Annotated in this window: 28 protein-coding genes and 1 pseudogene; 24 read left to right on the forward strand and 5 right to left on the reverse strand. The window is 68.9% G+C overall.

Annotated elements, in window-relative coordinates:
* Positions 1–449: 449 nt before the first annotated feature.
* From NL1_RS40275 to NL1_RS20815, 5 genes and pseudogenes are all read left to right on the forward strand, one after another.
* Positions 450–692, forward strand: a pseudogene (locus tag NL1_RS40275) (sensor histidine kinase); the annotation flags it as partial.
* 958 nt (positions 693–1,650) lie between these two features.
* A complete protein-coding gene (locus NL1_RS20800; protein ID WP_067841826.1) occupies positions 1,651–2,082 on the forward strand; it encodes a roadblock/LC7 domain-containing protein in 432 nt (143 codons plus the stop codon).
* Entirely contained in the window at positions 2,079–2,519 is a 441-nt protein-coding gene (locus tag NL1_RS20805) for a DUF742 domain-containing protein (RefSeq protein ID WP_067841828.1), read from the forward strand. Before NL1_RS20800 ends, NL1_RS20805 begins: the two co-directional genes overlap by 4 nt.
* Before the next feature lie 28 nt (positions 2,520–2,547).
* The gene (locus NL1_RS20810) at positions 2,548–3,123 is read left to right on the forward strand and encodes a GTP-binding protein (protein ID WP_067841869.1); all 576 of its coding nucleotides are present in this window, start codon (positions 2,548–2,550) and stop codon (positions 3,121–3,123) included.
* 57 nt (positions 3,124–3,180) lie between these two features.
* Complete coding sequence (locus tag NL1_RS20815) at positions 3,181–3,717, forward strand: sugar O-acetyltransferase (protein WP_218024463.1); 537 nt, start codon at positions 3,181–3,183, stop codon at positions 3,715–3,717.
* A gap of 52 nt (positions 3,718–3,769) precedes the next feature.
* Here NL1_RS20815 and NL1_RS36730 read toward each other — a convergent pair whose 3' ends face one another.
* A complete protein-coding gene (locus tag NL1_RS36730; RefSeq protein WP_162272757.1) occupies positions 3,770–4,270 on the reverse strand; it encodes a nitroreductase/quinone reductase family protein in 501 nt (166 codons plus the stop codon).
* Positions 4,271–4,427: 157 nt separating this feature from the next.
* Here NL1_RS36730 and ppc point away from each other — a divergent pair, with 157 nt between their 5' ends.
* A complete protein-coding gene (gene ppc / locus NL1_RS20825) occupies positions 4,428–7,202 on the forward strand; it encodes a phosphoenolpyruvate carboxylase (protein WP_067841830.1) in 2,775 nt (924 codons plus the stop codon).
* An 84-nt stretch (positions 7,203–7,286) separates the two neighbouring features.
* Positions 7,287–8,591, forward strand: a complete 1,305-nt coding sequence (locus NL1_RS20830) for a type III PLP-dependent enzyme domain-containing protein (protein ID WP_067841832.1) — start codon at positions 7,287–7,289, stop codon at positions 8,589–8,591.
* A 21-nt stretch (positions 8,592–8,612) separates the two neighbouring features.
* On the opposite strand, the gene NL1_RS20835 is transcribed toward NL1_RS20830, so the two are convergent.
* The gene (locus tag NL1_RS20835) at positions 8,613–9,578 is read right to left on the reverse strand and encodes a helix-turn-helix transcriptional regulator (protein ID WP_067841834.1); all 966 of its coding nucleotides are present in this window, start codon (positions 9,576–9,578) and stop codon (positions 8,613–8,615) included.
* Between the two features lie 63 nt (positions 9,579–9,641).
* On the opposite strand from NL1_RS20835, the gene NL1_RS39620 reads away from it, so the two are divergent.
* The gene (locus NL1_RS39620) at positions 9,642–11,060 is read left to right on the forward strand and encodes an epoxide hydrolase family protein (RefSeq protein ID WP_067841836.1); all 1,419 of its coding nucleotides are present in this window, start codon (positions 9,642–9,644) and stop codon (positions 11,058–11,060) included.
* A 61-nt stretch (positions 11,061–11,121) separates the two neighbouring features.
* On the opposite strand, the gene NL1_RS20845 is transcribed toward NL1_RS39620, so the two are convergent.
* Positions 11,122–12,099: a helix-turn-helix transcriptional regulator gene (locus NL1_RS20845; protein WP_067841838.1), complete on the reverse strand. Its 978-nt coding sequence runs from the start codon at positions 12,097–12,099 to the stop codon at positions 11,122–11,124.
* Positions 12,100–12,162: 63 nt separating this feature from the next.
* Here NL1_RS20845 and NL1_RS20850 point away from each other — a divergent pair, with 63 nt between their 5' ends.
* A complete protein-coding gene (locus NL1_RS20850) occupies positions 12,163–12,651 on the forward strand; it encodes a pyridoxamine 5'-phosphate oxidase family protein (RefSeq protein WP_067841840.1) in 489 nt (162 codons plus the stop codon).
* Between the two features lie 55 nt (positions 12,652–12,706).
* Here NL1_RS20850 and NL1_RS20855 read toward each other — a convergent pair whose 3' ends face one another.
* Together NL1_RS20855 and NL1_RS20860 are read right to left on the reverse strand one after the other, a co-directional pair.
* Positions 12,707–13,042, reverse strand: a complete 336-nt coding sequence (locus NL1_RS20855; protein ID WP_067841841.1) for a transglycosylase family protein — start codon at positions 13,040–13,042, stop codon at positions 12,707–12,709.
* Positions 13,043–13,843: 801 nt separating this feature from the next.
* Positions 13,844–14,620 carry an isocitrate lyase/PEP mutase family protein gene (locus NL1_RS20860; protein ID WP_067841843.1) on the reverse strand — a complete coding sequence of 259 codons (777 nt, stop codon included), beginning with the start codon at positions 14,618–14,620 and terminating at the stop codon, positions 13,844–13,846.
* 228 nt (positions 14,621–14,848) lie between these two features.
* Between NL1_RS20860 and NL1_RS20865 the strand changes: the two genes are divergently transcribed.
* The 15 genes from NL1_RS20865 (at position 14,849) to NL1_RS20930 (ending at position 26,814) form a co-directional block, all read left to right on the forward strand.
* The gene (locus tag NL1_RS20865; protein ID WP_067841875.1) at positions 14,849–15,388 is read left to right on the forward strand and encodes an RNA polymerase sigma factor; all 540 of its coding nucleotides are present in this window, start codon (positions 14,849–14,851) and stop codon (positions 15,386–15,388) included.
* A gap of 71 nt (positions 15,389–15,459) precedes the next feature.
* Entirely contained in the window at positions 15,460–15,933 is a 474-nt protein-coding gene (locus tag NL1_RS20870; protein ID WP_067841845.1) for a peroxiredoxin family protein, read from the forward strand.
* A 99-nt stretch (positions 15,934–16,032) separates the two neighbouring features.
* Positions 16,033–16,176 (forward strand): hypothetical protein, encoded by a 144-nt coding sequence (locus NL1_RS37750; protein WP_156094967.1) that lies wholly within the window; start codon positions 16,033–16,035, stop codon positions 16,174–16,176.
* Positions 16,177–16,321: 145 nt separating this feature from the next.
* A complete protein-coding gene (gene argC / locus NL1_RS20875) occupies positions 16,322–17,377 on the forward strand; it encodes an N-acetyl-gamma-glutamyl-phosphate reductase (protein WP_067841847.1) in 1,056 nt (351 codons plus the stop codon).
* Positions 17,374–18,594, forward strand: a complete 1,221-nt coding sequence (gene argJ, locus NL1_RS20880; protein WP_067841849.1) for a bifunctional glutamate N-acetyltransferase/amino-acid acetyltransferase ArgJ — start codon at positions 17,374–17,376, stop codon at positions 18,592–18,594. The genes argC and argJ overlap by 4 nt, the downstream gene beginning before the upstream one ends.
* On the forward strand, positions 18,591–19,517 hold the full coding sequence (gene argB / locus NL1_RS20885; RefSeq protein ID WP_067841851.1) for an acetylglutamate kinase: 927 nt from the start codon (positions 18,591–18,593) through the stop codon (positions 19,515–19,517). The genes argJ and argB overlap by 4 nt, the downstream gene beginning before the upstream one ends.
* Positions 19,514–20,713 carry an acetylornithine transaminase gene (locus NL1_RS20890; protein WP_067841853.1) on the forward strand — a complete coding sequence of 400 codons (1,200 nt, stop codon included), beginning with the start codon at positions 19,514–19,516 and terminating at the stop codon, positions 20,711–20,713. Before argB ends, NL1_RS20890 begins: the two co-directional genes overlap by 4 nt.
* Positions 20,713–21,654, forward strand: a complete 942-nt coding sequence (argF, locus tag NL1_RS20895) for an ornithine carbamoyltransferase (RefSeq protein WP_067841854.1) — start codon at positions 20,713–20,715, stop codon at positions 21,652–21,654. Before NL1_RS20890 ends, argF begins: the two co-directional genes overlap by 1 nt.
* A 37-nt stretch (positions 21,655–21,691) precedes the next feature.
* Positions 21,692–22,204: an arginine repressor gene (locus NL1_RS20900; protein ID WP_067841856.1), complete on the forward strand. Its 513-nt coding sequence runs from the start codon at positions 21,692–21,694 to the stop codon at positions 22,202–22,204.
* Between the two features lie 305 nt (positions 22,205–22,509).
* Complete coding sequence (locus NL1_RS20905; protein WP_162272758.1) at positions 22,510–22,728, forward strand: DUF8778 family protein; 219 nt, start codon at positions 22,510–22,512, stop codon at positions 22,726–22,728.
* Complete coding sequence (locus tag NL1_RS20910; RefSeq protein WP_067841859.1) at positions 22,725–23,081, forward strand: type II toxin-antitoxin system PemK/MazF family toxin; 357 nt, start codon at positions 22,725–22,727, stop codon at positions 23,079–23,081. Before NL1_RS20905 ends, NL1_RS20910 begins: the two co-directional genes overlap by 4 nt.
* A gap of 972 nt (positions 23,082–24,053) precedes the next feature.
* A complete protein-coding gene (locus NL1_RS20915) occupies positions 24,054–24,374 on the forward strand; it encodes a WXG100 family type VII secretion target (protein ID WP_067841861.1) in 321 nt (106 codons plus the stop codon).
* Between the two features lie 5 nt (positions 24,375–24,379).
* Positions 24,380–24,682 carry a WXG100 family type VII secretion target gene (locus NL1_RS20920; RefSeq protein ID WP_067841863.1) on the forward strand — a complete coding sequence of 101 codons (303 nt, stop codon included), beginning with the start codon at positions 24,380–24,382 and terminating at the stop codon, positions 24,680–24,682.
* A 9-nt stretch (positions 24,683–24,691) separates the two neighbouring features.
* Positions 24,692–26,338, forward strand: a complete 1,647-nt coding sequence (locus NL1_RS20925) for a hypothetical protein (RefSeq protein ID WP_067841865.1) — start codon at positions 24,692–24,694, stop codon at positions 26,336–26,338.
* A gap of 68 nt (positions 26,339–26,406) precedes the next feature.
* Positions 26,407–26,814 carry a hypothetical protein gene (locus tag NL1_RS20930; protein ID WP_067841867.1) on the forward strand — a complete coding sequence of 136 codons (408 nt, stop codon included), beginning with the start codon at positions 26,407–26,409 and terminating at the stop codon, positions 26,812–26,814.
* Positions 26,815–26,892 lie beyond the last annotated feature (78 nt).

Here is a 26,892-nt window from a genome sequence, read left to right on the forward strand (position 1 = left end):
CGGTGCGCACGCCGCCCGGCGCCGCGGCCGAGATCGCCGCCGTCGCCGCCGCATTGGACCGGGTGCAGGCCACCGCCTACGACCTGTCCTCGGAACAGGCTCTGCTGCGCCGCAACAGCACCGAGTCGATGGCGAACCTGGCCCGCCGCAACCAGAACCTCGTGCGCCGCCAGCTCGGGTTGATCAGCGAATTCGAGCGCGAGGAACTCGATCCGAAGGCGCTGTCGAATCTGTTCGAACTCGACCATCTCGCCACCCGCATGCGCCGCAACGCGGAGAGCCTGCTGGTGCTGGTCGGCGAGGGCAGCCCGCGGCGCTGGGCCGAACCGATCGCGCTCACCGACGTGATCCGCGCGGGCCTGTCCGAGGTCGACGACTACCGCAGGGTCGTGCTGCGCCGCATCGATGATGTCTCCGTGGCGGGCGCGATCGTCAGCGAACTGGCGCACATGCTCGCCGAACTGATCGAGAACGGACTCGCCTTCTCCCCACCGGATCTGGAAGTCGAGATCTACGGCAGGAAGCTGCCCGGCGGCTACCTGCTCGCGGTCGTCGACCACGGCGTCGGCCTGCCCCCCGACCAGCTGGCCGAGGCCAATGCCCGCCTGCGCGGTGACCGCGACTTCCTGGTCGCCCCGACCCGCTACCTCGGGCACTACGTGGTGGGCAGGCTGGCCCGAAGGCTCGGCATCGACGTCGAACTGACAGTCGCGCCCGTCAGCGGCATCGTGGCACGGCTGCTGTTGCCCACGGAACTCCTTGGTGGACAGCGGAATCAGCCGATATCGGACAGCGGAAGCCGCGATGGCGCTGCGGTCGCACGGAACCCTCGCACGGAACCGGACGCGGCTGGCCCGGTCGTCCAATCTGTCGGCGCCACAGGTGGATTCGGTTCGGCCGACGAGCGCTCCGCGTCGGGTGTTCATCCATCTTCCGGCCCTCGACCGGCCGCGTCCGGCTCATCCGCTGAACCGTCTCGCACAACACTCCGCGCACACGGCGTCGGCGCGACCGACGACGGATGCCGAGCTGCCACGCCCGCATCGCGTACACTCTTGGTGCCTATCGAAACTATCAACGCGGCAGGCGAATTCGGCTCGGGTCTGAACGATTCAGCTGCCCGCACCACAGCCCAGCACGGACGCCCACCCGGACCGAGCGACGCATCATCAAGGTCCGAGCCGGTGCTGCCCATTGGGTCACACGCGCGGATCGACGCGCCCGCGGGGCACGAGTCGGGGTCGAGCGGCCACGGTCACCATGCCCGCGGCACGTCCCAAAGGAACGGCCGAGAATCCCATACTGCTCCCAGGCAGGCGCCCGCCGCCGACTCCGGCGAATCCCCGTGGTTTCACGCCGCCCCTGGCGACGCGGTGCCCGCGGTGCAGCGCACCCGCAACGGACTCGTCAAGCGCACCAAGCGAACTCGCTCCGCCGAAACGATCGCGGCGCAGCGTCCCTCCGCGCCCCGCCCGCCCGCCGCCCCGGCCGTCGAGCGATCGCCGGAGGAGGTGCGCGGCATGTTGTCGGCGTTCCGCACCGGACATCACCGCGGCGGCGCGCCTGCCGCGGACCCGGCCGGCAACGCCACGCGTACCGCCGATCTGGCCCAGACCACCGCAGAACAATGACCACCGTGAAGGGGAGCCCGTGACCGCCCACCTGCAATCGACCGCCGACCCGCACGCTTTCAACTGGCTGCTCGGCAATTTCGTCCGCAACACCGACGGCGTCCGCGACACCGTCGCGGTCTCCTCCGACGGCCTGCTCATCGCGATGTCGGAGGGCTTGGACCGCACCGGGGGCGACCGGCTGGCCGCCATGGTGTCCGGTCTGGCCAGCCTGGCCAGAAGTGCCTCGCGCAGTTACGAGTTCGACGGCCTGAAATTGATCATGATCGAGATGAAGCGCGGCTTCCTGCTGGTCTCCGCGCTCGGCGACGGCAGCTGCCTCGGTGTGATCGCCGAGGGCGGCTGCGACGTCGGACTGGTGGGCTACGAGATGGCGGTGCTCGCCGAACGCGCGGGCGCCCTGCTCGATCCGGCCCTGATCTCCGAGCTGCGAGAGACGTTGCGCAGATGAGAGATCCGGACCGGCCGCGGCTGCCGGACCCGCGGATGATCCCGGTGACCCAGTCCTTCGGGTGGTTCGATCCGAACCGCCCCACACCGACCCGTCCGGCCGAACCGACCTCCGACGCGGACGCTTTCGTGCGTCCGTTCGTCGTCACCGCGGGGCGCACCACTCCGCTGCTGGACGATTTGCGCATCGAAACCCTGGTGCAGGCGCCGCCCGCCGCACTCTCGGCCCCGCTGCGCTTCGAACAGCGCACCGTGGTGGTGCTGTGCCAGCATCCGCATTCCATCGCCGAGATCGGCACCGCGCTGCGGGTGCCGGTGGGCGTCGCGAAGGTGATCGTCAGCGATCTCGTGACCGCGGGGCAGGTCACCGTCCGTGACGCCCCGGAACTCTCCACCGCAGCCATCGAGAGGATCAGGGATCTTGTACGGGCACTCTGACTTGCGGGTTCCGCCCGCCGAACCGGCGATGCCCTCGTCGGTGAAGATCGTCGTCAGCGGCGGTTTCGGCGTCGGCAAGACCACCTTCATCGGGGCCATCTCCGAGATCGAGCCATTGGTCACCGAGGCCGCCATGACCGAGATGGCGGTCGGCGTCGACGATCCCGGCCACCGCGCGGACAAGACGCAGACCACCGTGGCGCTCGACTTCGGCCGCATCACGCTGGACAGCTCGCTCATCCTGTACCTGTTCGGCACGCCGGGCCAGGACCGCTTCGTCTTCCTCTGGGACGACCTGGTGGACGGCGCGCTCGGCGCGGTGATCGTCGTGGACACCGACCGCGTCGAGGACTGCTATCCGGTGCTGGACTACTTCGAGGAGCACAACACCCCGTTCGTCGTGGTGGTGAACCGTTTCGAGCGCGGCGCGTGCTTCGAGCTCGACGAGGTGCGCGAGGCGCTGGGTCTCGACGACTGGATTCCGATCCTGGAATGCGATGCGCGCCAGCGCGAATCGGTCAAGGAGGTGCTCGTCGGTCTGCTGGAACAGGTGCTCGTGCACCGGCTTTCGGCTCCGAGTCTGACAGCGCGCGAAGTCGGCTGAGGCGGGTGCGCGCGCCGCTGGGCTAGCGTGGGCCGGGTGGGCGAGCACAAGCAGCGGATGCTGCGCGGGGAGTTGTACAAGGACAGCGATCCGGAACTGGTGGCGGAGCGAAGGCGCGCGCAGTCGCTGTGCGACGAGTTCAACAGGACCGGCCCGGAGGAGACCACACGGCGCGAGCAGCTGCTGCGGCAGTTGCTCGGCAAGCTGGGCGAAGGGTCCTGGATCATGCCCCGATTCCAGTGCGACTACGGCTATCTCATCGAGATCGGCGCCAACAGCTTCCTCAACTACGACGCCATTCTGCTCGACTGCGCGCCCATCACCATCGGCGACGACGTCTCCATCGGGCCGCGCTGCCAGCTGCTCACCGCGCTGCATCCGATGACCGACCACGAGGCGCGGCGGCAGCGCTGGGAGTCCGCGGCGCCGATCGCGATCGGCGACAACGTGTGGTTCGGCGGCGGCGTCATCGTCTGCCCCGGCGTCACGGTCGGCGCGAACACGGTGGTGGGGGCGGGCAGCGTGGTGACGCGCGATCTGCCCGACGGTGTGTTCGCGGCGGGCAATCCGGCGCGGGTGATCCGTTCGCTCTAGCGACGGCGTGCGTGGTCGGGAGCTGCCCCGTGCGCGCGGAGCGCGGGAGTGCTCACTGCGCGGCGCGGGTGAGCACCGCGATCGGCATCTGCCGCGGACTGAGCGCCTGGTAGGTGGCGAAATCCGGAACCTGGTCCACCAGCACCCGCCAGCGCGCCGCGTACTCGTCCTCGTCGGTGACCACCCGCGCGGTCACCGGCCAGGACTCGTGACCGACGCGGGCCCGGCCGCCGCCCGCCGCGACCAGATTGCGCCACCAGCTCGGCGGCTCGGGGTGGCCGGCGAACGAGCCGCTGACCAGCAGATCCTCACCGTCCGGGACGTACATCAGCACGACGGACCGCAGTTCGCCGGTCTTGCGCCCCGGCACGGTCAGCTGGAACACCGGCCGCCCCAGCCACTTGCCGAACCGGGTGCCGCCGAATCGGGCGTAGAGCCGACTGTGCAGGCGGCCCTGCAGCCTGGTGATCGCGTTCAATCTGGTGGCGCCGAAGTGGGTGAACCGGCCGGTGAAGCTGAGCCGGCCGGGAGTAATCGCGGGCTGGTCGGCCATGGGAATCCTCGGGTTCGATGCCGTCGTGCCGCCTACGCTACCTGCGCGAACCCGTCGTGTCTCGCCTCTCGGACGGCCGCAGGCGGGCCATGGGGTGAGTGTGATCCAGGCACATTCGTACCGCTGTCGTGCCGGGACCGGCAGTAGGGTCGATGCCATGAGCGAACCGCGGATCGAGACCGAACAGGACGCGACCCGGCCGCTGCGCGACGACATCCGGTTCCTGGGTGGCGTGCTCGGCGACACCATCCGCGATCACGAGGGCCCCGAGGTCTTCGACCTGATCGAGCGGGTCCGCATCGAGGCGTTCCGTGTCCGCCGCGAGGAGGTCGGGCGCAGCGCCGTCGCGGAGATGCTGCGCGGGGTCGACATCGCGGTGGCGCTGCCGCTGATCCGCGCCTTCACCTATTTCGTGCTGCTGGCCAACCTGGCCGAGGACATCCAGCGCGATCGCCGCCGCGCCGTGCACACCGGCGCGGGGGAGCCGCCGCAGGACTCCTCGCTGGCCGCCACCTACCGCAAGCTGGATGCCGCCGCGCTGAACGGCGCGGAGGTCGCCGACCTGCTCACCGACGCGCTGGTCTCGCCGGTGATCACCGCGCACCCCACCGAGACCCGGCGCCGCACCGTCTTCGACAGCCAGACCAAGATCACCGAGCTGATGCGCCGCCGCCAGCGCTACGTCGAGACCGAACCGGAGCGCGCCGAGTTGGAGCTGCGCATCCGCCGCCAGGTGCTCTCGCTGTGGCGCACGGCCCTGATTCGCTTGGCGCGCTTGCGGATCCAGGACGAGATCGCCGTCGGCTTGCGTTACTACGAGCTGACCCTGCTCGACGTGATCCCCGCGATCAACGCCGAGGTGCGCGCCGCGCTGCGCTACCGCTGGCCCGGCGCCGACCTGCTGACCCGCCCGATTCTGCGGCCCGGCTCCTGGATCGGCGGCGACCGGGACGGCAACCCCTACGTCACCGCGGACGTCGTGCGGCACGCGGCCGCGCAGGCCTCGGCGGTGGCGTTCGGCCGCTACCTTCGCGACCTGGTCGAGCTGGAGAAGACGCTGGCGCAGTCCGCGCGCCTGGTCCAGGTGACCCCGGAGGTGGCCGCGCTCGCCGAGGCGGGCTATCCGGATCCGGCCCCCCACGCCGACGAACCGTATCGCCGTGCGCTGCATGCCATTCGGGCCCGCCTGACGGCCACGGCGACCGCCGCGCTCGGCGCGCTGCCCGCCGACGGCATCCCGGACACCGACGCCTCGCCGTATCCCACACCGCGCGCCCTGCTCGACGACCTGGACGCCATCGATGCCTCGATGCGGGCCACCGGCGACGGCCTGCTTGCCGACGACCGGCTCGCGGCCATGCGCCACGCCGTCGAGACCTTCGGCTTCCACCTCCAGGGCCTGGACATGCGGCAGAACTCGGAGGTGCACGAGCAGGTCGTCGCCGAACTGCTCGCCTGGGCGGGCGTGCACGCCGATTATCGGAGCTTGCCGGAGCACGAGCGGGTCGACCTGCTCGCCGCCGAACTGCGCACCCGGCGGCCGTTGCTCGGCCCGCACGCCCGATTGAGCGACCTGGCCGCGGGCGAGGTCGCCATCGTGCGGGCCGCCAAGGACGTCGTCGACACCTTCGGCGCGGAGGCCGTGCCGAACTACATCATCAGCATGTGCACCTCGGTCAGCGACATGCTGGAGGCGGCGCTGTTGCTGAAGGAGGGCGGCCTGCTCGATCCCGGCGAGCCGGACGGCCCGCCGCACTGCTCGGTGAACATCGTCCCGCTGTTCGAGACCATCGAGGATCTGCGGGCGGGCGCGGACACGCTCGCCGCGGCGCTCGAGGTGCCGGTGTACCGAGAGCTGGTGGCCGCCAAGGGAATGCGGCAGGAGGTCATGCTCGGCTATTCCGATTCCAACAAGGACGGCGGGTATCTGGCCGCGAACTGGGCGCTGTACCGCGCGGAGCTGGACCTGGTGGACGTCGCCCGCAAGGCGGGAATTCGGTTGCGGCTCTTCCACGGCCGCGGCGGCACCGTGGGCCGCGGCGGCGGCCGCAGCTACGACGCCATCCTCGCCCAGCCCGCGGGCGCGGTGCACGGTTCGCTGCGGCTCACCGAGCAGGGCGAGGTGATCGCGGCCAAGTACGCCGAATCCGGTGCGGCACATCGTAATCTGGAGTCGCTCATCGCGGGCACCCTGGAGTCGACGCTGTTGGACGTCGAGGGACTCGGAGCCGACGCCGAGCCGTCCTACGAGCTGATGGACGATCTCGCGGCGCGGGCGCGCGCCGCCTACTCGCGGCTGGTGCACGAGACGCCCGGATTCGTCGAGTACTTCCGGCAATCGACGCCGGTCTCGGAGGTCGGCGATCTGAACATCGGCAGCAGGCCCGCCTCCCGCAAACCCACCAACTCGGTGGCCGACCTGCGCGCCATCCCCTGGGTGATGTCCTGGAGCCAGGCCAGGGTGATGCTGCCCGGCTGGTACGGCACCGGGGCCGCGCTGGAGGAGTGGGTCGGCGGCGATCCGGAAAGGCTTGCGACGCTGTCGGATCTGTATCGACGCTGGCCGTTCTTCCGTACGGTGCTGTCCAATCTGGCGCAGGTGATGGCGAAGAGCGACCTCGACATCGCCGCGCGCTACGCCGAATTGGTCGACGACGTGGCGCTGCGCGAGCAGATCTTCGGCATGATCCGCGACGAGCACGCCAGAACCCTGCGCATGCACGCCGCCATCACCGGGTACGAGGAACTGCTCGCGGACAACCCGTCGCTGGCGGAGTCGATCCACAACCGCTTCCCATACCTGGAGCCGTTGAACCAGATGCAGGTCGAGCTGTTGCGCAGGTTGCGCGCCGGTGACGATTCGGAGCTGGTCAAGCGCGGCATCCTGCTGACCATGAACGGCCTGGCCACGGCGCTGCGTAACTCGGGATAGGGCAACGTAACTCGGGGTGAGCCACGTGGGGGGCGGGCCGACGAGGCGGATTCGCGACGGAGCGGGTCCGCGGGAAGGAACACCGTGACAATCGACGAGAAAGCCGTTGCCGCACTGGCCGATCGGATACTGGGGCCGGAGCACAAAGGGCTGCCGCCTTCGGCGTGGGGGCGCACCGTCCGCGAGTTCCTGGCGGCCGAGCCGTTCCTCGACGAGTTCGAGACGCCGCTGCTCACCCTGGACCGGGCCGCGCTGACGACCAACCTGTCCGTCATGGGCGATTGGGCGCGGGCCGCGGGTGTGCGGCTGGCACCGCACGGCAAGACCACCATGGCGCCGCAGCTGTGGTCCGAGCAGCTGGACGGCGGATGCTGGGGCATCACGCTGGCCACCGTCTGGCAGGCGCAGCTGGCGCGCGCATTCGGGGTCTCGCGCATCGTGCTCGCGAACTCCCTGGTCGATCCGGTCGGATTGCGCTGGGTGGCAAGCGAGTTGGCGCGCGACGCCGGTTTCGAGTTCTGCTGCTGGGTGGACGGCGTGGCCGCCGTGGCCCTGATGGACGAGATCCTGGCGGGCGAGCCCGGCGATATCCGCGTCCCCGTCGTCCTCGAACTCGGCGGTCCGCACGGACGCACGGGAGCGCGCACGGCCGAGGACGCGCACGCCATCGCCGACGCGGTCCGGCGGTCGCGCCGCTTGACGCTGGCCGGTGTCGGAGGCTACGAAGCTGCGCTGGCCCGCGACCGCGGCCCGGAGGGGATCGCCGCGGTGCGCCGCTATCTGGACGAGCTCGCCCGGCTGCACCGTGCGCTCGCGGACGACGAACGCTACACCGGCCGTGCGATCGTCACCGCGGGCGGCAGCGCCTACCAGGACCTGGTGGTCGAGCATCTGGCCGGGCTCGCGGACGAACAAGGGGCACACGGTGTTCCGACCACGGTGGTGCTGCGTTCGGGCGCCTATCTGATCCACGACGACGGCTTCTACGCGGGAATCTCCCCGCTCGCCGCCGAGCGCGCCGACCGGCCGCTGCGCTCGGCCATGCACGTGTGGGCCCGCACCGTCTCCCGTCCGGAGCCGGAACTCGGATTGCTCGACGCGGGCAAGCGCGATCTGCCGTTCGATCTGGGTCTTCCGGTCCCGCAATATGTTGTGGGACCGGAGTTTTCGTCTCTTCCGGCGGATGCGACGGTCACCGCGGTCAACGATCAGCACGCCTTCGTGCGCCTGCCCGGCGGCGCGGCGAGCGACCTGCCGGTCGGCGCGGTCGTGCGGCTCGGCCTGTCCCATCCGTGCACGGCCTTCGACAAGTGGCGACTCATCCCGGTCGTCGACGACGCGGACGCCGCACGTCCGCGCGTGGTCGACCTGGTGCACACCTTCTTCTGACGGACGACACTCGCCCCGTCGTCACGCGGGAAAGTCCCGCAGCGCCACGGTGCAGCGCGTGGCCTGGGCGCGCAGTGCCGCGACGAGTTCCTGCGGTCCGCTCAGCAGGGTGAAGTCGAGATCGACGGAGGTGATCATCCAGGTCAGCGCCTCCGGGGTGTCCGCGCCGAGGTGCAGGCGGCAGCGGTGCGCGTCCACCGCCTCGACGACACCCATGCCGGGCCAGATCCGCGGGCCTGCGACCTCGGCCGAGGCGTGCAGCAGCACGGTCGCGCGACAGGGCCAGGCACGGGCGGACAGCCGCATCGAAAGATAGGCCGCCGCATCGCCTTCCGGCAGTTCGCGCGGTGTGAAGCGCGGACCGGTGGGGATGCGCGGGGTCAGCCGATCCACCCGGAAGGTGCGCCAGTCGGCGCGATCGACGTCCCACGCGACCAGATACCAGTGGCGGCTGAAGTGCACCAGACTGTGTGGTTCCACCTCCCGCGACCCGGTCGACCCGTCGTGCGCGCGATAGTCGAAGCGCAGGCGCTCCCTGCGCTGACAGGCGTCGGCGATGGCCATCAGGGTGTCCGGTTCGACCGTTGCGGCGGGCGCGCCGACCCGGATGGTGGCGGCCCGCAGGGTGCGCACGCGGTGGCGCAGCCGCGGCGGCAGTACCTGCTCCAGCTTGGTCAGTGCCCGCAGCGCGGCCTCCTCGATGCCCGCGACCGTGCCGTCGGAGGCGTTGCGCAGCCCGACCGCCACCGCGATGGCCTCCTCGTCGTCGAGCAGCAGCGGCGGCAGCGCGGCGCCCGCACCCAGCCGGTAGCCCGCCGTGCCCCGGGTGGCGTGCACGGGATAGCCGAGTTCGCGCAGCCGGTCCACATCGCGGCGGACCGTGCGGCTGGTCACGGCGAGCCGCTCGGCGAGTTCGGCGCCGGTCCAATCCCGGTGGGTCTGGAGCAGCGCGAGCAGTTTCAGCAAGCGCGCCGAGGTCTCCAACATGACATCGAGAATGCCAGTTTCTTAGGAGCGATGCTGTCCTAAGCGGCTCCTAGCGTGGTCCCCATGACGACCGAACAGGACATCCGCCCCTTCCGCATCGAGATCCCACAGGCGCAGATCGACCAGCTGCACGCCCGCCTCGCCGACACCCTGTGGCCCGAGGAGCTGCCCGGCGTCGGCTGGGACAAGGGCATGCCGGTCTCGTACCTGAAGCCGCTGGCCGAGTACTGGCGCACCGGCTACGACTGGCGCGCGGCGGAGGCCAGGCTCAACGAGCTGCCGCAGTTCGTCACCGAGATCGATGGCGAGCGGGTGCACTTCCTGCACGTGCGCTCGCCGGAGCCGGACGCGCTGCCGCTGGTGCTCAGCCACGGCTGGCCCGCCACCTTCGTCGAGTTCCTGGAGGTGCTCGGCCCGCTCAGCGATCCGCGCGCGCACGGCGGCGACCCCGCCGACGCGTTCCACATGGTCGTCCCGTCGCTGCCCGGTTTCGCCTTCTCCGGCGTGGGGCCCGCGGTGGGGGAGGGCTCCACCGAGCATTACGCGCAGGTGGTCGCGAAGCTGATGGCGCGCCTGGGATACGACCGGTACGGCGCGCAGGGCGGTGACGCGGGGTACTTCGTCTCGACCGAGCTGGGGCGCATCGCGACCGATCACGTCGTCGGCATCCACGTCAACGGTCCGATCACGATGCCCTCGTGGGACGCCGAATCCTGGGGCGGCGAAGGCGGGGGGTCCTGGGGCGGCGAGTCCTCGGGGACGGCCGGTGTCGATGGTGCCGCCGGTGTCGGTGGTGCGGACAGTGTCGGTGGTGCTGATGGTGATGGTGGTGCGGACGGTGACGGCAGTGCGGACGGTGGCGGGGGCGCGGGGTCTTGGGGCGCGGCCGCGGGCGGCGACCAGTCGTGGGGCGATGCGAAGAGCGAGAGCGGCGATCAATCCTGGGAGGCGGGCGACGGAGCCTCCTGGGGCGGTGATCAGTCCGGGTACAGCGCCGAGGACAAGGCGAAGCTCGAGAAGCTGACCGGCGAGGAGAGCTTCACCCGCTTCGGCTACGCCATGGTGCAGGCGGGCCGCCCGCAGACCCTGGCCATCGGCATGCACGATTCGCCCGCGGGCCTGTTGTCCTGGATCGTGGACCTGTTCCAGCGGTGGACCAACCCGGCCATCGAGCTGCCCGAGGACGCGGTGGACCGCGACGCGCTGCTCACCAACGTCAGCCTCTACTGGTTCACCAAGACCTTCGCCTCGTCGATCCGGCTGTACGGCGAGGGCGAGGCGTGGGGCGGCGCGGCGAAGAACTCCGGCGTCCCGACCGCCGCGGCGATCTTCCCCGGCGACCTGTCCATCCGCAAGATCGCCGAAGAGCAGCACACCATCGTGCGCTGGACCGAGTTCGACCGCGGCGGCCACTTCGCCGCCATGGAGGCGCCGGACCTGCTGACCGACGACGTCCGCGCCTTCTTCCGCGACCTGCGCTGATCCGACGCGCGTTCCCGCGGGCCGCGGTCGGCGGGAACGCGCGTGGCGGGTCGGTGCCGCTTCAGATCGACGCCGCGCCGTACCGGTCCGCCATCGCCGCCGCGGTGCGCGCGAGCTGGGCCCGCAGCTCCGGCGGATCGAGGATCTCCGCGTACTCGCCGAGCGGCAGAATCCCGTGTGCGAGTACCGGATACGACTCGGCGGCCAGCGTGACGACCACCCAGCCCGCCGCGTCCGGCTCGCTCATCGACGCCAGCGCCTCGGCGACCGCCGCCGGTTCGAAGCCGATGCGGAGCAGGCGCACATGCTTCGCGCCGATCCGGCAGCGCGCCCGCACCCGCAGCATCGACCGCGCGAACTCGTGCTGCGCCCGCGCCCAGTGCGCGGCCAGCTCGAAATCGTCCGGCCTGCGGAAGGATTCGCCGTTCGGCCCGGCCTCGAGAATCCGGCTCACCCGGTACGAGCGAATGTCGGCGCCCTGGCGGGCCACGAGATACCAGGTGCCCGCCTTGGACACCAGCCCGAGCGGGTCGAGCGCCCGGCGTACCTCGCCGTCCTTGCGGCGGTAGCGCACGTCCAGCCTGCGGTCGTGCCACAGGGCGTCGGCGATGACGGCCAGGGTCGGCGTGTCCTCGGGGCGGTGGAACCAGCCCGGCGCGTCGATGTGCACGCGTTCGGCGATCCTGGTCGCCCGGCCGCGCAGTTCGGGCGGCAGCGCCGCGAGCACCTTGAGCTGCGCGGTGGCCAGCACGGTGCCGAGACCGAGGTCGGCCGCGGCATCGGGGAGGCCGGACAGCAGCACCGCGTCGGCTTCCTCCGAGGTCAGGCCGGTCAACCGGGTCCGGTAGCCGTCGACGAGCCGGACACCGCCGCCGCGCCCTGGCTCGCTGTACACGGGGACGCCCGCCGCGGAGAGCGCCTCGACATCGCGGTACACCGTCCGGACCGACACCTCGAGCTCCGCCGCCAGCTCGGGCGCGGAGACCCGCCCCCTGGTCTGTAGCAGCAACAGCAGCTGCACCAGTCGACTCGCTCGCATGCCCCGAAGACTAGTGAGAAACCTTGACGCGATCTGTCAGGTTTCGGGCGTAGCGTCACCGGCATGACCTTTTGGACCCAGTTCACCGAAGAAGCGCCGAAGATCTCGACCGTCTTCAGCCGCCGCCACAAGGCGACCGGCAACCTGTGCATGCTGGCCACGGTGCGCGCCGACGGATCGCCGCGGATCAGTCCGGTGGAGCCGAGGATCTTCGAGGGCATGCTGGTCATCGTCGGCATGCCGGGCACCACCAAGTTCAAGGACCTCGCCCGCGATCCGCGGTTCTGCCTGCACACCGCGACCGTGGACACGATGGTCGGCGACGGCGACGCGAAGCTGTTCGGCGCCGTCACCGATCTGCCGGACCGCGAACTGCACGCGCGGTTCGCGCAGGACCTGTTCGAGGAGAGCGGCTTCGATATCCGCGGCCAGGAGTTCGACCATTTCTATGTCGCCGACCTGACCGGGGCGTCGTGCGTGGAGATCGCCGACGATCAGCTCGCCATCACGATCTGGAAACCGGGCGAGGGCGAGCGCGTGGTGCGCAAATAACGCGACGGCCCCGTCACCCGGGCGGGTGACAGGGCCGTCGAAGTCGGCGTTACGCTCAGAGGTAGGCGCCGCAGACAGGCCAAGCGCCTGCACCCTGCGTGGCGAGCACGTTCTCGGCGACGCGGATCTGCTCATCGCGGCTCGCGTTGGACGCGTCACCGGAGCCACCGTTGGCGGCCCAGGTGCTGTCGGTGAACTGCAGGCCACCGGAGAAGCCGTTACCGGTGTCGGTCGACCAGTTGCCGCTGCTCTCGCACTCGGCGACAGCGTCCCAGTTGTGGCTGGAGGCGGAAGCGGTGGCTGTGGCCAGACCGAACGGGACGGCAACGAGGGCGCCGAGGGCAACGGTGAGGCTGGCGGCACGGGTGCTGAACTTACGGGTCTGAGACATGTGGTATTCCTTGCTGCGCCCGCCGGCTCGACCAGTGACGATCGGTCGAGTCCCTGTCCCCAGTGAATGTCGGGGGTCTCGAACCGCGGGACAGGGTTGCCGGTGTTCGGCGGTTCGAGCTCGAGCCCGTCGTGTTCGATCGGGCCGTCACCGACGATAACGAATCAATCTCGTCAGATCACGTGGCAATAACGTCCGAGTTGACAAAACGCTCCGTCGCACATGTTCGCGTTCGTGCAGTTGAGGCGCGGGAAATGTGGAATCGCGCCGATGTGATTTCTAAACGAAAATGTGGTTCGGATCACGTTATAAATGTGGTAACGGTCTCGTTAGGCGGGACGATTTGCGAGGTTCGGCGGTTGTTTCGGGTCGTGATCGGATCTCGATCCACCGCGGAGATTGCGAGGAAAGTCCAGGTAGATGCGTCGACATGCTTCGGAATCCGCTTCGGTGGGCTCTAGCGTCCGGTCGAGTGGGGCGCGTCACAGCTATTGATGCGTGTGCATCAGAAGATCGTGTCCGGTGTCGTTCTCGGTCGGCGTGATCGCCCGCTTCGTGGACGTGCACGGCGTCCGCTATTCGTCCTGTTCGAGGGAGTGGATGGGCCGAATGGCATGGCGCAATTGGCATTTCGATAGCGGCGGTTGCACATGTATACGAGTGTCGGTGCGAGGCTGTCGATTTCGGCGCGCAGCATGATGCGATCGATGGCGGCGATCCGAGTCGGCGCGGCAGTCGACCGCGGTCGCGAGACGCTACGTGCCGCGGCCGATCGGTGTCGGCAGGCGTCCGCCGACCGCGTCAAGGCAACGAATTCGCCTGAATGTCGCGATAACTAGGGATGCCCGCCGCAACCGGCCGCCCGGCACGCACCGCGGACGCCACGTCGACGGCCGCCGCCAGCGCCGCCCGGTAGAGCAGCGAGCCGGTGCTGATCCGCCGCACGCCCAGCGTCGCGAGTTCGGCGACCGTGGGACCGCCGACGGAGTAGAGGATGTTGACCGGCAGCGGCACTGACTCGACCACCCGCCGGATCGCGCCGGGCTCGGTGAGCCCGGGGACGAAGACCCCGTCGGCGCCCGCCTGCGCGTACCGGCCCGCGCGCTCCAGCGTCGACTCGGGGTCGATGCCGAGCCAGTGCGTGTCGACCCGCGCGTTGACGAACACCTCCGGCGCGCGCTCCTTGATCGCGGCGATCAGCGTGGCCTGATGTCCGGGGTCGGCCAGCTCGGTGTCCGCCCGCCCGTCCTCGATGTTGACGCCCGCGATGCCCAGCACGGCGAGCTCCGCCACGAACTCGGCGACGGCGCCGGGATCGTCGCTGAAGCCGCCCTCGATGTCGACGGTCACCGGCACGGCGAGCCGGGACAACCGCCGCGCCAGCGCCAGGGTCTCCGCGCCGGTGACGCCGGTGCCGTCGGGCACGCCCGCGGCGGCCGCGACGCCGAGGCTGGTGGTGCCGATCGCCGGGAAGCCCTCGGCAGCCAGTACCGCCGCCGAACCGAAGTCCCACGCGTTCGGCAGGACCAGCGGGGTCTCCCGATGATGCAGGTCGTGGAATGCCGTCACCTTGTCCATGGCGCCGACGGTATCCCTCGAACGCCGACCCGGCCGGATTTCCCGGTCGGCATCGCCACTTCACGAGGCCGCCGTACCGGCACTCGGTTCGAATCCTTTCGCGGGCGGGGACGCTCTTATGGTTTGTGACAATCGAACCGAGACGAGGGACCATGCTCGACGCCTGTGTGGTCCTCTCCGCAGCGCAATCACCAGGCATCGCGCCGGACGGCCTGGGAGGTGAGTGCAGTGGGACACGGGTGGGCCGGTGAACAGCTCGTGGCAGCGGCCCAGCGCGGTGACCGGGAAGCGATCTCCGCGATCGTGTACGGGGCCCATCCGCACGTGCGGCGCTTCGCGCACCACTTGTGCGCGTCCTCCGCCGACGCGGAAGAGGCCGCGCAAGAGGCGCTGATCACCCTGTATCGCAAGATCGGGACGCTGCGCGCCACGACAGCCCTCGCTTCGTGGATGTTCCGCATCGTTCGCAACGAATGTCTGCGCCGCGCCCGATACCTGCTCGACCCCGGACCGCAGACCGCTGTTGCCGCCACCGACGTCGTCGCCTCCGCCGAGGACGAAGTCTTGCGCAGGCTCGACGCCGACGAGCTCGCGCAGGCGATCGCTGTGTTGCCCGATCTCCAGCGCAGAGTCCTGATCATGCGCGATGTGCTCGGCTACCCCGGACGTACGACAGCCGACACGCTCGGCTTGAGCGTTGCGGCTATGAAATCGCAGCTGCACCGCGCACGCGCCGCGATCCGGCACAGCCTCGGCCATCAGCCCTAGCCTCGGCCGCCACCGGCCTCGGCCATCGATCGACCGACTACCGCACTCCTGAATCGAAGGGAAGTCCCGCCATGCTCACCTCCGGATCCCCCGCGCCGGAATTGGAACTCGAAGACACCGCCGGGCAGGCCTGGCGTCTGTCCAGCTACCGCGGCGCGCACAGCGCACTGCTGTATTTCATGCGGTCGACGTCGTGCCCGGTCTGCAACCGGCATGTCCGAGATCTCGTCGCGCACCGGAACGAGTTCGACGCCGACGACGTCCATGTCCTCATCGTGGTGCCCGAAGGCCGCGACGCGGGACTGGCATGGCAGACCGACCACGGCATCCCGTTCCCCGTCCTCGTCGGCTCGGCTGGGACCCCGCACGAGTCGGTCGGCCTGACCCGCAAAGTCTTCGGTTCGATGCAGCAGTCCGGCACCATCCTCGTCGACCCGGATGGCATCATCCGCCACGCCCACGGCGCCACCCTGCCCATCAACAGCTACGACAAGAAGGGCATCCTCGCGGCCATCCACTCCCTGCGCAGCCGCGCAAACTCCTGACACTCGGCTGGAACAAGCCGGCAGGCCCTCCCCTCGCTATCGACGCCTGTGCTTTGCACGCCGCGTCGTCGAGCGCGCATTCGATACGAGGGGAGCGTCGTGCCGGGGCACGGGCACGGGATGCGCGGCACCCCGGGCCTGCGTCGCTTCGAGCCGCGCTGGAGGCCGTCGGCTCCCGGCATTCTCGACGGGTTCCAGAATCAGGTCGATATTCCGGCCGTGCTGGGTAACACACTGCTGTGAGTGTCGTTCGTGCTGTTCATCGAGGTGGCGAGGGTGCCGGTCTTCCCGCTGCCGACTCGGTCGGTGGGGAGCGCGGCACCGCGAGTTCGAACGGTTGTCGCACCCCGTCCATGAATGGGATTGCATAATCGTGCATAATCATTTCATGGCTGATTCGGATGCGCCCCCGTTGCGGGTTGCTGTTGCCGGTGCGAGCGGGTACGCGGGCGGCGAAGTGCTGCGCCTGCTGCTCGGCCATCCACGCTACCGCGCCGGGCGCCTCGAGATCGGGGCGCTGACCGCGGGTTCGAACGCCGGAACCACCCTCGGCGAGCATCAGCCGCATCTGCTGCCGCTGGCCGACCGGGTGCTGGCCCCGACCACCGTCGAGGAGCTCGCGGGCCACGACGTGGTCTTCCTCGGCCTGCCGCACGGCCAGTCCGCCGCCATCGCGCAGGCATTGCCCGAATCCACCGTGATCATCGACTGCGGCGCGGACTACCGCCTGCGCGACGCCGCCGCCTGGGAGAAGTACTACGGCAGCGCGCACGCGGGCAGCTGGCCCTACGGCCTGCCGGAACTGCCCGGCGGGCGGGACGCGCTGCGCGGCGCGACCCGCATCGCGGTGCCCGGCTGCTATCCGACGGTCGCCAGCCTGGCGCTGGCGCCCGCCGTCGCCGCCGGGATCATCGAGCCGCAGGTGACGGTGGTCGCGGTGAGCGGCACCTCGGGCGCGGGCCGCAAGCTCGACGTCGGGCTGCTCGGCTCGGAGGTGATGGGTTCGGCCCGCGCCTACAACATCGCGGGCGCGCACCGGCACACCCCGGAAATCGCGCAGAACCTGAAGGCCGCGGGCGGCGCCGACGTCGCGGTGTCGTTCACCCCGGTCCTCGCCCCGATGCCGCGCGGCATCCTGGCCACCTGCACCGCACCGACCGCGGTGGACGCCGCGCAGGCCCGCGCCGTCTACGAAAAGGCCTACGCCGACGAGCCTTTCGTGCATCTGCTGCCCGAAGGCGTGCTCCCGCAGACCGGTTCGGTGCTCGGCTCCAACGCCGTCACCCTGCAGGTCGCGGTGGACACCGACGCCGGACAGCTCGTGGTGATCGGCGCGATCGACAACCTGACCAAGGGCACCGCGGGCGCCGCGGTCCAATCCATGAACCTGGCCGTCGGATTCGACGAGACCGAAGGACTTTCCACTGTAGGAGTGGCACCGTGACGACAACCGCTGAGATCGCGAACGGCAAGCTGGTCCGCACCCAGGGCGTGACCGCGCCCCTCGGCTTCCGCGCCGCGGGCATCGCGGCGGGCATCAAGGCCAGTGGCAAACCCGATCTGGCGCTGGTCTTCAACGAGGGCCCGGAATACCCCGCGGCCGGTGTGTTCACGCGCAACCAGGTCAAGGCCGCCCCGGTGCTGTGGTCCCAGCAGGTGCTGAAGTCCGGCCGGTTGCGCGCCGTGATCCTCAACTCCGGCGGGGCCAACGCCTGCACCGGCCCCGGCGGCTTCCAGGACACCCACCAGACCGCCGAGAAGCTCGCCGAGGCGCTGAGCAACTGGGGCACCGAGACCGGAGCGGGTGAAATCGCCGTCTGCTCAACGGGTTTGATCGGCGACCGGCTGCCGATGGACAAGCTGATTCCCGGGGTCACCGAGATCGTGCACGAGATGGGCGGCGGCATGTCCGGCGGTGCGGACGCGGCCCACGCCATCATGACCACCGACACCGTGCCCAAGGAAGCCGCCTTCCACCACCGTGAGAAGTGGAACGTGGGCGGCATGGCCAAGGGCGCGGGCATGCTCGCGCCCTCGCTGGCCACCATGCTCGTCGTGCTGACCACCGACGCCGCGGTGAGCGCCGAACAGCTCGACAAGGCGCTGCGCAACGCGACCCGGCTCACCTTCGACCGGCTCGACGTGGACGGCTCCTGCTCCACCAACGACACCGTGCTGCTGCTGGCCAACGGCGCCAGCGAGGTCACCCCGTCGCAGGACGAACTCGACGCCGCCGTGCTCGCGGTCTGCGACGACCTGGCCGCCCAGCTGATGGCCGACGCCGAGGGCGTCACCAAGCGGGTGACGATCACCGTCACCGGCGCGGCCGACGAGGAGCAGGCGCTGATCGCGGCGCGCGCGGTGGCCCGCGACAGCCTGGTCAAGACCGCGCTGTTCGGCTCCGACCCGAACTGGGGCCGGGTGCTCGCCGCCGTCGGCATCGCGCCGATCACCCTGGACCCGAACCGGATCTCGGTGTCGTTCAACGGGAATCCGGTCTGCGTCGACAGCGTCGGTGCCCCGGGCGCCCGCCAGGTCGACCTGTCCGGCGCGGATATCGCCGTGCTGATCGAGCTGAACGTCGGCGACGGCACGGCTATGGTCCGCACCACCGACCTGTCGCACGGTTACGTCGAAGAGAATTCGGCCTACAGCTCATGACGAGTCCGGCGATTCACGAACTCTCCGCGCTGGACAAGGCGCACGTCCTGGCCGACGCACTGCCCTGGCTGCAGAAGTTCCGCGACAAGGTCGTCGTGGTGAAGTACGGCGGCAACGCCATGATCGACGACGAGCTCAAGCGCGCCTTCGCCGCCGACATGGCCTTCCTGCGCACCGTCGGTGTGCACCCGGTGGTGGTGCACGGCGGCGGGCCGCAGATCAGCGCCATGCTGAAAAGGCTTGGTCTGCAAGGAGAATTCCGCGGCGGCTTCCGAGTCACCACGCCCGAGGTGATGGACGTGGTGCGGATGGTGCTGTTCGGTCAGGTCGGCCGCGAACTCGTCGGGCTGATCAACGCGCACGGGCCCTACGCGGTCGGCATCTCCGGCGAGGACGCCGGGCTGTTCACCGCGACCAGGCGCACCGTCGACGTGGACGGCGAACCGACCGACATCGGCCTGGTCGGCGACGTCACCGAGGTCAACCCGGACGCGGTGCTCGACCTGATCGGCGCCGGACGCATCCCGGTGGTCTCCACCATCGCCCCGGATGCCGACGGCGTGGTGCACAACATCAACGCCGACACCGCGGCCGCCGCGCTCGCCGAGGGCATCGGCGCGGAGAAACTGGTGGTGCTGACGGATGTGGAGGGCCTGTACACCGACTGGCCCGACCGCTCCTCGCTCACCAGCCGCATCGACGCCGACGAGCTGGCCGCCTTGCTGCCGAGCCTGGATGCGGGCATGGTGCCCAAGATGGAAGCCTGCCTGCGCGCCGTGCTCGGCGGGGTGCCGACCGCGCACGTCATCGACGGGCGGGTCCCGCACTCGGTCCTGCTCGAGCTGTTCACCGGAGAAGGAATCGGAACGATGGTGACGCCCGCCCCGGCCGGGGCCGTCGCACCGAACGGAACGAAATCATGAGTACTGTCGACGAATTGCAGCAGCGGTGGTCCGCCGCGATGATGAACAACTACGGCACGCCGAAGGTCGCGCTGGTGCGCGGTGCGGGTGCGGTGGTCTACGACGCGGACGGCAAGCGCTACGTCGATTTCCTCGGCGGTATCGCGGTCAACAGCCTCGGTCACGCGCACCCGGCGATCCTCGCCGCGGTCACCCAGCAGCTGGGCACCCTCGGGCACGTCTCGAATCTGTATGTCAGCGAGCCGGTCGTCGAACTGGCCGAGCGGCTGCTCGCGCACTTCGGCGACGGCGAGGGCAAGGCGTTCTTCTGCAACTCCGGCACCGAGGCCAACGAGGCGGCGTTCAAGATCGCGCGGCTGACCGGGCGGACCAAGATCGTCGCCTGTGAGGAGGCGTTCCACGGCCGCACCATGGGCGCGCTGGCGCTCACCGGTCAGCCGTCCAAGCGCGCGCCGTTCGAGCCCATGCCGCCCGGCGTGGTGCACGTGCCTTACGGCGACGCGGCCGCGCTGGAGCAGGTGGTCGACGACGACACCGCCGCGGTGTTCCTCGAACCCATGATGGGCGAGAGCGGTGTGGTGGTCCCGCCGATCGACTATCTGGTCAAGGCGCGCGAGATCACCGCGCGGCACGGCGCGCTGCTGGTGCTCGACGAGGTGCAGACCGGCATCGGCCGCACCGGAAAGTTCTACGCGCACCAGGCCGTCGGCATCGTGCCCGACGTGATCACCCTGGCCAAGGGCCTCGGCGGCGGCATGCCGATCGGCGCGGTGCTTGCCAACGGGCGGGCGGCCGAGCTGCTCACGCCCGGCCTGCACGGCACCACCTTCGGCGGTAATCCGGTGTGCGCCGCGGCCGCGCTCGCGGTGCTGCGCACCATCGACGAGACCGATCTGCTCGCCCACGTCGAGTCGGTCGGCAAGCGGCTCAGCGACGGCATCGAACTGCTCGAGCACCCGCTGATCGATCACGTGCGCGGCGCCGGTCTGCTGCTGGGAGTCGTACTCACCCAAGACATTTCGGCCCAGGTCGAGACGCGGGCGCGGGCGGCGGGATATTTGGTGAACGCGCCCAAGCCCAATGTCATCCGGCTGGCGCCGCCGCTGGTGCTCACCGAGACTCAGTCGGACAATTTTGTCGCCGACCTGCCGGAGATTCTGGACGGCGCGGCGACCGACGCGAAGGAGGTCCTGTGATGAACGAGCTGCGGCACTTCCTGCGCGACGACGACGTCTCGCCCGCCGAACAGGCCGAAATTCTCACGCTGGCAGCGGAGCTCAAGAAGAGCCCCTTCGCGCACCGCCCCCTGGAGGGGCCGCGCGGGGTCGGGGTGATCTTCGAGAAGAACTCCACCCGCACCAGGTTCTCGTTCGAGATGGGCATCGCCCAGCTCGGCGGGCACGCGGTGGTGGTCGACGGCCGCGACACCCAGCTCGGGCGCGAGGAAACCCTCGCCGACACCGGCCGGGTGCTCTCCCGCTATGTCGACGCCATCGTCTGGCGCACCTTCGAGCAGGTCCGCCTGGACGAAATGGCGTCGGCGGCAACGGTTCCGGTGGTGAACGCGTTGTCCAACGAGTTCCATCCCTGCCAGGTGCTCGCCGACCTGCTCACCCTGCGCGAGCGCAAAGGCGACCTGGCCGGGCGCAACCTCGCCTACTTCGGCGACGGCGCGAACAACATGGCGCACTCGCTGCTGCTCGGCGGCGTCACCGCCGGGTTGAACGTGACCATCGCCGCGCCAACGGGTTTCGAGCCGCTACCGTGGATCCTGGAGGCCGCGCGCAAGCGGGCCGCCGAGACCGGGGCGAGCGTCACCGTCACCGATGACCCGGTGGCCGCCGCCGCGGGCGCGGACGCGCTGGTCACCGACACCTGGACCTCGATGGGCCAGGAGAACGACGGACTGGACCGGATCGGCCCCTTCCGCCCGTTCCGGCTCGACGCCGCGATGCTGGCCAACGCCCAGCCGGATGCCGTTGTGCTGCACTGCCTTCCGGCGCATCGCGGCGAGGAGATCACCGACGAGGTGCTCGACGGACCGCACAGCGTGGTCTGGGACGAGGCGGAGAACCGGCTGCACGCGCAGAAGGCGCTGCTGGTGTGGCTGCTGGCCAGACGCGGCGGTGCGGAGTGACCGGGCGACGCACCGCGCCGGCGCGGGGGAAGCGACGATGAGTATTGACGCGACGGTGCCTGGCAAGGGCCCTGCGATCGCCCGTACCCGCGCCGGTCGGCAGTCGCGCATCATCGAGCTGCTCTCCGCGCATTCGGTGCGCAGCCAGACCGAACTGGCAGCCCTGCTGGCCGCCGAGGGCATCGATGCCACCCAGGCGACCCTGTCGCGTGACCTCGACGAGCTGGGCGCGGTCAAGCTGCGCGCGGCCGACGGCGGCGCGGGCGTCTACGTGGTGCCCGAGGACGGTAGCCCCGTCCGCGGCGTGACCGGCGGCACCGACCGCCTCTCCAAGCTGCTCGGCGACCTGCTCGTCTCCACCGACGCCAGCGGCAACATCGCCGTCCTGCGCACCCCACCCGGCGCCGCCCACTACCTCGCCAGCGCCTTGGACCGCGCCGCCCTCCCGTACATCGTCGGCACCATCGCGGGCGACGACACCATCGCCGTCATCGCCCGCGAACCCCTCACCGGCGCCGAACTGGCCACCCAGATCGAGCGCCTGGCCTGACGCGACGCGCTGCGACGTCGTTATCCGTGTGCGAGAGTCCGCTCGGCCTAGTTAGGCAGGGCTGACATGCGGATTCTTCACAATCGCGACGGTCCGGTCCACATCGTCCTCGGAAAAGGTGCACGCGTACGTCGATCAGCCCGTCCTTGCTGATGTAGTCGATCGGCAGTTTCGGCAAGTGGAGCTGGGTGGCGGTGAGACCCGCCTAGAAATGAGGTATCCACAAGGGTATGACTGTCAGGTATCCTCGATGGTATCCAAAATCGTGAAGGGAGGTACGCACCATGGGCTCCATAATGTCGTCGATGAAAGTCGAGCAGTCGGTGCGTGAGCGTGTGAGCAATCTGGCGCAGGCAGAGGGCCGCACCGTCTCCCAGACCATCGCACACCTTCTCGACGAGCACGATCGTCGGCAGCGGTTCGCCGCTGTTGCCGCAGCGTATGCCGAGCTGGACTCGGACTACGTTGCCGAGGTCGATGCTTGGGACGAGACCCTTGAAGATGGCTTGGACGACGATCGGTGAGCGCCGCGTCGTCGTGCAAGCCCGGAGATGTCATCTGGACGGAGCTTTCACCCACCCAGGGGCGTGAGCAGGACGGCAGGCGGCCGGCCGTGATCATTTCCACCGCCGACTACCTGCGTACCGTGCGCGGCCTCGTCATCATCGTGCCGGTGACCACCACCGATCGCGGCTGGCCGCACCATGTTCAGCTGCGGGGCGACGAGCTCGGATTGAAGGAGATCTCCTTCGCGATGACCGAGCAACCGCGCACCATCAGCACCGACCGGATCAAGGGCGTTGCCGGTTCGGTCAGCGCGCAATCGCTCTCCGTTATCCGCAGATGGGTCAGCGATTTCACGGTCATGGAAGGTTGATGACCCAGAGTCATGGAGCTGATGCCCTCCGAATCGTCTGCAGGTGTTGGAGGTGGCGGGCCCCCGGGCTCGCCGAACGGATCGGTGTCGTCGCGACAACGGTGTAACTCGTGATTCTTCTTGCCTTTTCGAGTGCACTTCCACTGGTTGCGGCGGCGACGCCACACGGTCTCCGTCGGCTCAGAGCACTACGAACTCGTCATCGGTGTGGAGATGCATGCCGCAAACCGCGCACGTGACGGTCGGGAAGGTTGTTGCGTGCCGAGGAGAGGCGCAGCATGTGTGGCCACCTGATTGACGGCCTCGACCAGGGCCTCGGTGAGGGGGAACCCGAGCGAGTCTGGACCCATCGCGCATGGCAGGGGCGGTGAATTCGTGGGTGTCGCCGCTGGCGTCGCTGCGCACTAGCACTTTCCGGTCGACGCGATACCCGGGCTGCCACGGTAGTTGCTCCAACGCGGCGGCCAGAACCTTCTTGTAGTCTGCCGCAGTGTTGGCGCCGGAGTTGCCGGGGTGCAGCAGCGCTGCGAGGGGTTCGCCAGCGCCGCTGGCGCCGTGGTCGGCGAAGGCGACCAACGGGCGAAAACCGAAGCGATTAGTGCCGCATGCTCCTTGTCCGAATGTGCACCGGCCAGCGTGGCATCCAGATCAATGATCAACGGGTCGGCGGCGGTGTCCGCATGACCGGGCGAATGCTGCCTGGCACACTGCCACGCGGCTGCGCGCGCCGCCGACCGCGCGGACGCCAAGGCGGACAATGCTTTCCGCGGCTCAGCGGTCAGCCATGGCCTGCCCTGCCCTCCAGGCTTCCGTTGGCATCTCCTGGTAAGGTCGATGACGCACATCCCAAGATGCTGAGGTGTGCGGCGAGGTTGGAGGGGGAAACGTGACACAGTCGATGCGGTTGATGGGTTACATCGACATTCCATGTGTGGCATCGGCTCCGGGGTGGTCGTTCGCGGTGGACCAGCAGTGACAGGGACCCCTGGGGAGTCGCTGTCGGTCGTACCGGACGAAGTCCGCGCGTTGGGCAACTACGTGTACAGCATCGCCGACGCGCTCCGGACGGCACTCGACTCGGCCGGACGAGACGTATCCACGCTCACCTCGGGCGGATGGGTCGGCGTGGCAGCGAACGGCTTCAGCGAGGGCTGGGGCGAGGTCCAATCGGGTGGGCAGCGGATCTTCACGGCCCTGACCACCATGGCCGAGAAGCTCGGCGTCACCGCCGAGACCTATGTGCAGCGCGATCAATCCACCGCCGGAGAATACATTCGGCTCGACCTTCCCTAGCTGCCATGACCGATTCATTTTCCGTCGACCTCGATCAGGTCGAACAGATAATTGCGAGACTGACGGGCCTCGCCGGATTCATCGCCGACCACGTCGACCAGATCGACGACAAGGCTGCGGCAACGTTGACCGGAACAGGCTGGGAAGGCGTTGCCGCCCAGGCATACGACACCCTGCAGCAGCAATGGTCGGCAGGTGCTCGTGAATTCGTGGAAGGTATTCGTGATATGAGTGCGGCCGCGAAAGCCGCGCACAGTTCGTATACCGACGCGGGCACTGTGAACACCCGACTCTTCCGCAGTAAATAAGGAGCCGGATTGTCGCCGATCACTGTCGACCCCGAAGTGTATTACGCCGCCGCCAAAGCTGTTTTCCGCGAGTACACGGTGGTCATCGAATCCGTCAGCGGGAGCCTGAATCCAGGTCTCGCCGCGAGCCAAGGGATGGCAGGAAACTATCCGGCTGTCGCGCCGTGGGTAACCAGGTACTCCTACGTTGCCGCCGATCTCGAAGGTGTGCTCGTCGCTTACGGCAATGCCCTTCTCACCATGGGCGACATGCTCAACCTCGCCGGCTACACCTGGGCCAAAGCGAACTATGACGCGAACCCGGTTACCAACAAGGGCGTCGAACCCGCCATGCCGCCCCCGCGGATCGGGCCATCCTGGGACGACAAAAGCATCGACATTCCCGATCCGATGCCCGCCCCATACACCACCCCCGATCGCGGTCTGCTGACGAACCCGAACACACTTCGCGACAAACTCACCACCGTGCTCCGGCAAAACAACACGCCGGTGCCGACCGGCGATACCGATGCCCTCACCGTGGCCAACACCGGTTGGCGCGCGTTCAGCGAACACGACGCCTGGGTGGGCGGACCGGCGCGCATCCAGGCGATAGTCGCCTCCTTCGACACCGTGGCCGCGCCCGAAAAGAACGACGTCACCGATATGTTGGGCATTCTGGGCAGTGCGCCTGCGTCCATCGCCGAGGCAGCCAAGGGGTTCGCCTCGGCCGCCGCGGCACATACCACTGAACTCACCGGCCTGCGATCCACCCTGGTGTCGAACGCCGCTTCCGCCTTTCCCGACAGCGGAACATCGTCGTCCAACTCGAATACTGCCGTCACCATCACTTTCACCGAGGAACCCGACGACGCAACCCTGACCTCCGGCGCCACGACCCTGGCGTCCGCAATCTCCGGTCACTCGCTGTACGCGCTGCTTGCCAAGGCCGAATTCGCCGGTGCCGACGCCCTTCCGCAACTGAAGGCGAAGCTGGAAGAGATCATGTCCTCGCCCATCGACGAGCTCACCAACCGGGCCACCTGGAAGTCCTCGGCACCAAAATGCGAGCTCAACCCGGAAGGCCACCGCGACTACGGAGGGTCCAACGACATCGAGAAGGGCTGGATCGACGACGCCGTGAAGTACGGCAACGCCGCAGGTGTCGATCCCAAGCTGGTGCTGGCCATCGTGTACAACGAGGGCGGAAACCGTGCGGATACGCCGCTGGAACAAGCGGGCAGCGGATTTTGGGACGCGGCGAGGGAAATCCTCAACCCGATCCGTGAGGCAACCAGCCCGACGGATATGGGAATGTCACTGGGGCTGACCAACATCAAAGAAAAGACCTACGAAGAATTGCAGAGAGCGTACCCCAAGGAATTCGGTTCGATCCCCTGGGCGCGGGTGCAGTACGATGACTCGGTGGCGATCATGGCGGCCGCATACAGCCTGAAGCGTATCCAGGAACAATACGGCCCGAGGGTCCCGGACGAGATGAAAGAGAAATACAACACCAACGAGTTCATGGCCGCCGGATACAATTCGGAGGGTGCAATGGATGACTATCTACGGCAAGCAGATCTCGGACCGCAGGTCAAGAACTATCTCGCGATGAACGAGGGCTCGTATGCGAAAGCTTCCGAGTTGATCGACGGAGCCTACACATGTCGATAGCACCATGGAGGCGTAAGCTTGGGCGGTTCACGGCATTCGGCGCCCTTGCGGTTGTCATAATCCTGCCATTGGTCTTCATCGGCCTGGTGATCCGTGCGAAGCTGAACCCGCCCCCGGAGATGCGGCATGCCTCGGCAACCGAAGTGACCGGATACGAAACCGTCTCCACCGAAAAGAAGAATCTCAGCGGCGGCTTGGTCGTTTCGAAGGTCTTCATCGGTCCCGTGGTTGACCGGCCACAGGACCGCGTAGTCTCCCCGGGCGCGACGTTGCACGATATGGGCAGACCTGGCGAGGCCGGCGCCTACTGGCTTGCCTACGGTGATTACGCAGACGGTTGTCACATCAGCGTCGATCGTGTGGTCGGCGGAGACCCTCTACGCAGAGTCTCCGAGCTGTCGAACAGCCAACGCGACGAAGTATCCCGCGGCGAAAAGCTGGTGCTTGTTGCGAAATTCGCGTGCGGGGAAGGGTAGCCCGGATATTTCGTGTGGGTGACGTGGCGGCCTGATCGGGTTCGGATCGGTGTTTCGCGGCGGTCCGGGCCGTGAAAT

This window comes from Nocardia lijiangensis NBRC 108240, assembly GCF_001613045.1.
Classification (GTDB): Bacteria; Actinomycetota; Actinomycetes; order Mycobacteriales; family Mycobacteriaceae; genus Nocardia; species Nocardia lijiangensis.